The following is an 8,826-nucleotide window of genomic DNA, read 5'->3' as shown; positions in this document are numbered from 1 at the left end:
TCGATGTTTCGAGCCGAACAATATTCGCTCAACGCCGTTTACTGCGTTAGGCGAAACTATAGCAGTGGCCCAAGCCGGTCATCTATAGGTAATTTCACCTGGCGCATATATTTTCGCACAGCGAAAATCGTGGTGACCATGCACAGTCTCTACTTCCAGTGGCGCCCGGAGGACAGGGGTACCCAAACCGATCGTGTCGGTTGAGTAGCGCCGAACGGATCAGGCTCGTGAGCGCGGCCGCACATTGACCGGCCACGCAGCAAACCTGCGAACAGCCAGTTCAAGCGTCCGTTGTGTTTGTAGGATGCCTGCCCTCGACCGTGCGCATGGGCGCGCGCCACAGAAGCAGGCGGGCAGGCGTCGTACAAACCCCGATTGAGCAACCCGCGGAGTGTTCCGGTGCGGCCGGCACCTGTACGCTATGGGGGATTGAAGAGGTCGCGTGCGGTGTTGGACTGCCGCAGCGCTGGGGCAAAGCGGGTTGCTTTGGACGGGATGCACGTTGGCGGGGCCGTCCGGCCCGCGTTGCTGACGGGAGGCCGGGCGCACAACCGCGTGCGTATTTCGGCGAACGTGACCGCCGATTTCGGGAACGTGACCGGGCGGACCGGAAGGCAGGACTGGCGTTGCGCATGACATCAACCACGCGCCTGCGGGAGCCGATGACAGGTCAGTGGCCAAAAGAAATCACCCCCGTCGCGGACTGCAGGGTGATTGGGATTGACGCTCGGAAGGAGGCGCCTAACTTGCTCCGATCAAGGCCCCCATCGACATGCCAAGCGCGGGACCTGCTTTCGTCGCCGAGATCGGTCCCGGTCCGTTTTATTGCGGCGGACGGGCGTCGTCGCGTGCCAGAGCATTCCTTCACGAACTGCTGGAGAGCTACTTCGACTATATGAAGTTGGAAGTTCTCTGAGCCAAGGGGGACGGTTTGCTGCACCGGGCGGTTCGGCCAGGGGCGCATATCGGCATAGGTCACTCACTCCGCTTCGCTGTCGAACCGCAGATGCACCTCAAAGGCGCTGTCGTCGGATGGTGGATTGTTGAGCCGCTTACCCGGTGTGACATTGAATCGGACCATCGTGCGCAGCATGCCCATCGTTTCGATTTTTGCGTCTGCGTGCCGGCCGATGGTCGTTAAGTCGCCGACAAGCTCCCCTCTATCTATCCTCATCCGTGAATGCCGGAGGCGGCCCAGCAAAGCGAAGCGGGAGCCCATATAATCGTCGGCCTCACTCATGCAAAGGTCGCCTCATGATCAAGTTTTACTACAGTCCGGCCCCGAACCCGGCCAAGGTCGCTTTGTTTCTCGAAGAGACCGAATTGCCCTATGAACTCGTGCCTATCGATACCCGCAAGGGTGAGCAGCACGCGCCGGCTTTCACTGCGATCAACCCGAATGCGAAGGCGCCGGCACTTGTCGACGGCGATGCGACGATCTTCGATAGCAACGCCATCCTGCTGTATTTAGCGGAAAAAACGGGGCGGTTCATGCCGACAACGCCGGCGGAGCGCGCGCAGATGTACTCGTGGCTGATGTTCGTCGCCACCGGCATTGGACCGTACTCGGGGCAAGCCGTGCATTTCAAACACTTCGCGCCGGAGCCCAAGGACTACGCCGTGAACCGCTACGACTTCGAAGCGTGGCGTCACTGGAGCATTATCGACGCGCGGTTAGCCCAACACCGGTACATGCTCGGCGACGATTACACCCTTGTGGACATGGCGGTATGGGGATGGGCACGCGCCGTGCCTTTCGTTCTGGGCCCTGAAGCATGGGAAAAGCTGCCGCACGTCAAGCGTCTGCTCGACGAGATCAATGCCAGACCGGCGGCGCAACGCGCTGAAGCGCTCAAGGCGCGCCACGCGTTCAAGGCCGAGATGGACGACGATGCACGCAAGGCGCTGTTTCCGCAGAACGCTCGCCTCGGCATCTGAACATCATTGCGCCGACGGCGCGGCCGGTCCTTCCTCTGCGCGGACGCAGCCATTCCCGGTTGTGTGCCCGCGCGTGGGGCGACCAGTGTCGGGCATCGTGCGCGATTTCCCCGCCATGCTGCTCGATATACGTGCGCGTCGCCTCGAAGTAACTGAACGTCGATTCGCTTGCTGTGAAATGCAGCGCCATCAGGTTTTATGTCAATCGTGGGCGCGGTTTAAGCGGAGCGAATGACGCTGATCGACCCGGAACGGCCGAGAGGTAAAGGTAACCGACCGTCCGCATCATGTCTCGCTTGCCTGCTGACTATTTGATGTCGAAAGGCCGCCTCGCGCGGACAGCACGAACTATCTGAAGCGGTAGTTAATTGCGGCCACTACGTTCAGTTCCTCCCGGCGCTCCGTGATGGGACTGTATGCCGCGTCGTGCTGCAGCCGGCCAACGGTTACGGCCAACGAGCCGACCCATTTCTTCGAGATGTCATAGCTCGCGTAGGCGTTAAGGTGAACGTCGCGTAGTCCTGCACTCGTGTTGAAGGTTGGCAGGCCCGAAGCAGCGCTCTGTCCGGCGCTCACGCCAAACAACGATCGCGTGTATTCTGCATTTGCCCATGTCGCGCCCGGCCCGAATGACACTAGGAACCTTGAGGTCAGCGGCAGATTAGCCAGCAGATCACCACTGACCAGAAGTCCCTGGCCCGTTCCCGCAATGTCCTGGTAGGCCGCAACCGAACCGGTCAGCAAGGACACCGAATAGTCGGCAAAAAGTTTGAGTTTCGGCCCCTCGTTGACGTTTCCTAACCCATGCAAATGCGGATCGTCGGACTCGCTGCGCGATTGAAAATCCAGACTGAGCGCAGCGCCAACATGGTAGGTGTCGCCCTTGCCTTTAAGCACATTGATCCCGATCAGGTCGAGACCCTGCGAGTAAATCCGGTCATCGTAGGAGATATCGAGCGATGGAATCGGCAGGAGTCGCAGCTGCCGCGCGCCCGGATATCGGGGAGAAAGCATCAGGCCCGGACCCACCGATATCTTCCATTTATCGGCCCCGGCAGGATTTACGCTCGCGTCCTGGTCGTCGGCGAACGCATGCGTGAGGCAAAAGCACCCAAACGCAATCGGCAAGCACTGCAGCGCACGGCTTACCCTCACTGCGCCCTTCCCGTCGTTACGAGAGCGGTGGCGCCCATGCCCGCATGCGAAGCCTCACACCTCGAATCAAGCACCACTTTGCACCCCCGCTTTTGCGAGGTGCCGCAAACGCCTCGCGAGTGCCCTGGAGACTACCGGCGCGGCTTCTCCGCCTCCACCGCTGCGGGTCACTTCACTTTCCCGCAGAAACATGCCTACTTCCCGCGCGACGATTTCGCGTTCGTTGTCGGACGTAATCATGTGGTACGAATCGTCCAGATAAATCGAACGCAGAAACGCGGAGCCAATGTGCGAGCTGACAAATTTCGCGTTGTTGGGATTCGCGGTTTCATCGTCGATGGCGTGGATGATCAGGCAGTCGTTCTTTATATCGCGGACAAAACTGCGCACGCTCCTGGCGAGGCGCGACGCTTCGTGGAGCGCCGGCAGGGAAATGGTGGAAGGGCCAACCTCGCTGAACCCGTCCTTCTGCATTGCCCGGGCAATTTTTGCTCGCAGCGCCTCGTTCCTGAGTCCAAATGGCGCCCCTTCGCGATATCGCCACCTTCCGCGCATGGGCGTGTAAAAAGCAGCCCCCAGCAGGAATCGATACCACGGTATTGCCCATCCGTCATAGGCGAGCGTGACAGACAGGAGAACAACGGCTTGAGCCGCCGGGCGATGCCTTACAAGCGCCAGCGCCAATGTTGCCCCGATCGAAAGACCGCAAACGGAAACGCGTGCATACCGGCCCGACAGCTCGTCGAATTTTCGAATGACTGCCGTGAGCCATGCTTCCATCTTGCGTTCGGGGGACCCCGCGCTATAGCCGTCGAACGTGGGCGCACAGGTCACGAAGCCGTTGCGCTCAAGCGCCCGGGCAAGGAACCGCATCTCGAGCGGCGAACTGGAGAGGCCATGGATCAGGAGGACCGCGTGATCTCCGGCTGCGTTGAACAACGACTTTGTATCTGACAAATTCAACCCCCCAGCCGTAAGACCAGAAAGTCACCTGCGTGCGTCGTAAAGCGCTCGCAGATGCAATCCATTGGCTTGAATTTTCCGGCACCCATGTCCACGCGCGCGCGATGGTTGCCGGGCGTGAGCGTCGGCAACAGGAGCTCGATGTCATCGGAATGAACATGCTTGTAGCGCAGCCCCGGCGCGGTGGCCGCTGCAATCCTCTCCGACCTGGCAACACCGTCGCCGCCGCGGTCGTCGAGCGCCGCCCGGCGATCGAGTGCCTGGATCAGGATAATGTCGTCGTGGTAATGAGGAAGATGTCGAAGCAGCCGATGCGTCTCATCGACCGCACGGTCGGCCAACAACCGCTCGTTATCAGCACGTAAAAGCATTTCATAGCGGGATTGCGCCACGAGGCCGATGAGTTCGGTACGGAACTGCGCGCGGCGCAATCTCTCGATCAGGCAGATGACCAAAATGCTGACGAGCGGAAGCGAGACAATCAGGTCGATGTCGGACTGGTCGAGAACGCCAATCTGCTGATAAGGCGGTACGAACAGGTAGTCGGCTATCACGAGGCCAAACCCCATGACGGCGAGCGCCGGCGCCATTCCAAAAAAATATGCGATCAGCGCCGCAGCGATGAAGTAGGCCGTTCCGGGCATGATGGGCCCGAGCAGCGGACCCAGCAACAGCCGGCCCCCGCTTGCGACGATGAGCGCGAGCGCTGCGAAATACCAGCCGCGAAGGCCCCGGGGCGCCCAGCCGCACGCATTACGAACTTTCATAATCTGTCATTTGCTTTGACGCCTGGTTGTGCGGTCATTCAGATGTCCGGCAAACTTTGTGGTGCCGGGGCGACTCGCACCCGCCAACCTGACGGTTTAATGACCGAAGTAAATCGACTTCGTATTGCCAGTGGCCTCAGAGCGTGCCGCTGTGGGGGCGCCGGATGCCGACACACCACCGGCTACACCCCCGTAGCTACCAGTCACTTCATTTTGCGCAGCCACCTTGGCTTCGGCCGCCTGGATGCCAGCCGGGTAATCCGGGTTGTTGCCCATACCCATGGCGGGGCGCCAGCCAGCCTTTTCGAGCTGGACGAGCTCGGCGCGCACCTGCGCACGCGTCACCGGCCCGTCCGATTGTTGAGCGAACGATACGGCCGGCGCGGCCAGGGCCGAAGCGAGAGCGACGGCGGGAACGAGTGACTTGAGCATGGTGAAACTCCGGTTGCTGGCCGCGAAGGGCGATTGGTAAGGGCCGGGCAGTGTGCTGCGGCGACAACCGGCGTGAGTATAAACCCGAACTATTGTAGTGGTTAATTTAATAGTTTATATTGATCAAATAGGCTGCTTCTAAAGCCATCGAAGAAAGGTGGCCAGCTAGGTTCATATATATGATGAATGTCGTTTATCAAATATAAAGAGGAGAGCCCATGGACCCTGCTGCAACCCTGCGCCTGACCCTGGTGCGCTCGGCAGACGACCACGCCGCGTTCAGCCCCGGCTACCAGGCCGAGCTGAGACAGTTCTACCAGCTGGTACGCGCCGATGGCACACGGGTCAGCGCGGTCGCGTTCACGGTCGATAGCGTCGGTGCGAGTGGAGGGCTAATGGGCGAGTTCGTCATTCCGCTCGCGCAGGTAATCGGTCCGGTGCTCGGGGGCGCTGCGGTCGCCTGGCTGCAGGGCCGCGCCGGCCGCACGCTGCGGCTGAAGGTCGGCGACCTCGAGGTCGAGGCGCGCACGCCGGAGGAAATCGGGCAGCTGCTGAAGCAGGCCCAGGCGCTGCAGGCCAGCCAGGGAGAGACCCAGAATGAAGCGTGACATGGATCTGATCCGCGAACTGCTGCTGAAGCTGGAAACGTTGCCGCTGCGATCGGGCGACGTATGGCTCTTGGCGCCCGACACCGAAGACATTCAGATGGACGGCTTCGATGCCGACCAGATCGGCTACCACCTGTCTCTGATTAGAGATGCAGGTTTTATCGATACTGGCGGAATCGAAGGCATGGACGGGCTTGGTTTTCGCAGCCTGACGTGGCCCGGGCATGACTTTCTGGATTCGGTCCGCAGCCCCGAGGTGTGGGACAAAACCAAGACAGTGGCTGCTGCTGCCGGTGGCTTCACAGTCGACCTGCTGGTGACGACTGCGAAAGCGTATCTTGAGATGAAGCTGAAGGGGTTGATCGGTGGCTAACACTAGCCTCGCTGTTTCGGCAGGTGTGTCAGTGCCAACACTGGTCACCGCTGCCGGCGAGCGCGCCGGCGTGCGCTTTCTGGAGTTCTTCGCATCGGCGATCCGCAACCCGCATACGCGCCGGGCGTACGCGCGCGCCGCGGGCGACTTTCTGACCTGGTGCGCTGGCGCCGGCGTACCGTCGATCACGGCGGTGCAGCCGCTACACGTCGCGGCGTGGATCGAACTGCAGACGCAAACCCTCGCTGCGCCGACCGTCAAGCAGCGGCTCGCGGCGATCCGCCACCTGTTTGACTGGCTCGTCACCGGCCAGATCGTGCCGCACAACCCGGCCGCGTCGGTGCGCGGTCCCAGTCACACCACGAAAAAAGGGAAAACGCCGGTGCTGGATGCGACCGAGGCGCGGCAGCTGCTCGACTGCATCGATGTGACGACGCCGATCGGCCTGCGCGATCGCGCGCTGATCGCGCTGATGGTGTTTTCTTTCGCGCGAATCGGCGCCGCGCTCGCGATGCGGGTTGACGACGTCTATATGCAGCACCGGCGCCTCTGGGTGCGGCTGCGCGAGAAAGGCGGCAAGCGTCACGAGATGCCGTGTCACCACACGCTCGAGGCGTACCTGCATGCGTACCTCGATGGAACTGGCATCGGTGCCGATCCGAAAGGGGCGCTGTTCCGCACGATCCGGCGCGGCACCGGCCAGCTCAGCAACGCTCCGCTGCCACAGGCAAACGCTTATGCGATGGTGCAGCGCCGGGCAGTCGCGGCCGGTATCGGCACGAAGATCGGCAACCATACGTTCCGCGCGACCGGGATCACCGCGTACCTGAAGAACGGCGGCACGCTCGAGAATGCCGCGGCGATGGCGAATCATGCTTCCACGCGCACGACCCAGCTCTACGACAGGCGTCACGACGAAATCAGCCTGGACGAGGTCGAGCGGATCCGCGTGTAGCGAGGCACCGCAAGGAGAAGGGATTTGCGCACGCCAGGAGTCTGGGATATACGCAGCTCGAATGTCTCTGACCGACCTAGATGGAATGGACACCGCCCTCCCTCCGGGGATGTGAGCCTCATTGAGGGCCCCAGAACCGAACGGCATCAATGTGCCAAAGTGGAGTTGCGACACAACCACTTGAGGAACGGAGGTCCCAAATGAATGTTACGACCTATGGACTGGATGTTGCAAAGCGCGTGTTCCAGATGTACTGGGTTGACGCACAAACCGGTGAGGTTGCCAATCGCCGGTTCGGACGTGACGACCTGATCACGTTTCTGGCACAGCGCCCTGCTGCTCGTGTGGCGCTCGAGGCCTGCGGAAGTGCTCATTGGAGGGCACGTAAGATTCAGGCGCTGGGGCACGAGGTAGTGCTCTTGCATGCCCAGTTCATCCGGCCATTCGTGCAAACGAACAAGACCGACGCAGCGAGCGCCAAAGCAATATGGACTGCCGTGCAGCAACCTGGAATGCGTACGGTTGCGCCCAGGACGGAGGATCAACAAGCGATGCTTAGCCTGCACCGAATGCGCTCGCCGCTCGTTAAGTTCCGGACGATGCAGATCAATCAACTCCGTGGGTTTCTGTACGAATTCGGTGTTACCTTTCGAGCCGGACGTCTGGCAGGAATGTCCGAGATCCGGGAGCGCATGGCGGAGCTGGAAGACACACTGCCACGACCAATCGTACTCAATCTCCAGGAACAGCTTCGACGCATCAACGCGTTTGAGGACGATATCGATCAAATCGAGAAGCGTATTGGGGCTTGGCAGGAAATGTTTGGGGACCGGTAGGTTGCTAAGGTTGAATCCATGTGATGGCGAGACAGGTCGGACCGCAAGAACGTAAACCTGAACACACTCTTGTGCCTGAAGCACGCGGCCCAGATGAGGACGTTCTTGGTGAATTCCATCAGGGCCTGCGGCTTCGGCTTGCAAAAAGCCGCATATAAAACCGCAGCCGATACCTCGTCGAGGCGTCACATCAAGAACAACCTGGCAAACCGGGCGGTGTCCATATAAGAGTGTGTGGAAACCCCATTTTTGCCGCTAAGCGGGCGGTTGCCGATCAGGCCGATCGAGTTTGATACGGTGAGTGTGCACTAATCGAACGTCGCGAGCACAACAAAGCCCGTCGGGGCTTTAGTTTCCAGCCATCTTCATGGCCTTCATCGTCCCCGCAACGCCAGGTATGTTCATGACCCGCTTCAGGTTGTAGGCCAATACCTGAAGGCTCATCTCCGTACTCACTCGCACGAGCGTCCTGGTCAGGAAGTGTGCCTGGCCCATCCAGTGTTTAAGCGTACCGAAGACATGCTCGACAGTACTTCGGTGGATGGTCATTGCATCGGGTTTCCGGTCGAGTCGGCGCTGCATGGCTTCCAGTGTAGTTTCATGCTCCCATCGTCGGATGCGGCGATAGTCGCTGGGCGAACATCGATCGCGAGGCGGAGGTGAGTGGCCTGGGAACGTACGCACTGATGTCGTTCAGATCGCATGCCCGTATCTCCGGGGCCGCTGAAATAACCCCGATCCGCAACAACCTTCAGCTTCGATCTGCCCATTGCTTCCTTCGCAGAGACTGCCAATCTGC

The 8,826-nt window shown here is 60.6% G+C and carries 9 protein-coding genes and 2 pseudogenes; 5 read left to right on the top strand and 6 right to left on the bottom strand.

The window, feature by feature from the left end; translation table 11 throughout:
• Positions 1-979: 979 nt before the first annotated feature.
• Entirely contained in the window at positions 980-1,240 is a 261-nt protein-coding gene (locus tag PQR53_RS38500; protein WP_408465791.1) for a hypothetical protein, read from the bottom strand.
• 14 nt (positions 1,241-1,254) lie between these two features.
• Between PQR53_RS38500 and PQR53_RS38495 the strand changes: the two genes are divergently transcribed.
• Positions 1,255-1,938, top strand: a complete 684-nt coding sequence (locus tag PQR53_RS38495) for a glutathione S-transferase family protein (RefSeq protein WP_408465789.1) — start codon at positions 1,255-1,257, stop codon at positions 1,936-1,938.
• A 348-nt stretch (positions 1,939-2,286) separates the two neighbouring features.
• Here PQR53_RS38495 and PQR53_RS38490 read toward each other — a convergent pair whose 3' ends face one another.
• The 4 genes from PQR53_RS38490 to PQR53_RS38475 form a co-directional block, all read right to left on the bottom strand.
• Complete coding sequence (locus tag PQR53_RS38490) at positions 2,287-3,066, bottom strand: MipA/OmpV family protein (RefSeq protein ID WP_408465787.1); 780 nt, start codon at positions 3,064-3,066, stop codon at positions 2,287-2,289.
• A gap of 93 nt (positions 3,067-3,159) precedes the next feature.
• The gene (locus PQR53_RS38485) at positions 3,160-4,032 is read right to left on the bottom strand and encodes an alpha/beta hydrolase (RefSeq protein WP_408465785.1); all 873 of its coding nucleotides are present in this window, start codon (positions 4,030-4,032) and stop codon (positions 3,160-3,162) included.
• A 20-nt stretch (positions 4,033-4,052) separates the two neighbouring features.
• Positions 4,053-4,823 (bottom strand): DUF4118 domain-containing protein, encoded by a 771-nt coding sequence (locus PQR53_RS38480; protein ID WP_408465783.1) that lies wholly within the window; start codon positions 4,821-4,823, stop codon positions 4,053-4,055.
• Between the two features lie 96 nt (positions 4,824-4,919).
• Complete coding sequence (locus tag PQR53_RS38475; RefSeq protein ID WP_408465781.1) at positions 4,920-5,255, bottom strand: DUF4148 domain-containing protein; 336 nt, start codon at positions 5,253-5,255, stop codon at positions 4,920-4,922.
• Between the two features lie 218 nt (positions 5,256-5,473).
• On the opposite strand from PQR53_RS38475, the gene PQR53_RS38470 reads away from it, so the two are divergent.
• The 4 genes and pseudogenes from PQR53_RS38470 to PQR53_RS38455 all read left to right on the top strand — a co-directional run.
• The gene (locus PQR53_RS38470) at positions 5,474-5,863 is read left to right on the top strand and encodes a hypothetical protein (protein WP_408465779.1); all 390 of its coding nucleotides are present in this window, start codon (positions 5,474-5,476) and stop codon (positions 5,861-5,863) included.
• A 1-nt stretch (position 5,864) separates the two neighbouring features.
• Positions 5,865-6,236 carry a DUF2513 domain-containing protein gene (locus tag PQR53_RS38465; RefSeq protein ID WP_408465777.1) on the top strand — a complete coding sequence of 124 codons (372 nt, stop codon included), beginning with the start codon at positions 5,865-5,867 and terminating at the stop codon, positions 6,234-6,236.
• Positions 6,229-7,191: a tyrosine-type recombinase/integrase gene (locus PQR53_RS38460; RefSeq protein ID WP_459251641.1), complete on the top strand. Its 963-nt coding sequence runs from the start codon at positions 6,229-6,231 to the stop codon at positions 7,189-7,191. Before PQR53_RS38465 ends, PQR53_RS38460 begins: the two co-directional genes overlap by 8 nt.
• Positions 7,192-7,391: 200 nt before the next feature.
• Positions 7,392-8,003: pseudogene (locus tag PQR53_RS38455) on the top strand (IS110 family RNA-guided transposase); the annotation flags it as partial.
• A gap of 372 nt (positions 8,004-8,375) precedes the next feature.
• Here the strand turns inward: PQR53_RS38455 and PQR53_RS38450 are convergent.
• Positions 8,376-8,826 (bottom strand): annotated as a pseudogene (locus PQR53_RS38450) (transposase); the annotation flags it as partial.

This window comes from Paraburkholderia fungorum (assembly GCF_046027605.1).
Lineage (GTDB): Bacteria > Pseudomonadota > Gammaproteobacteria > Burkholderiales > Burkholderiaceae > Paraburkholderia > Paraburkholderia fungorum_F.
Note: the sequence above shows the minus strand (reverse complement) of the source record. Positions and strands in the feature narration are given on the sequence as shown.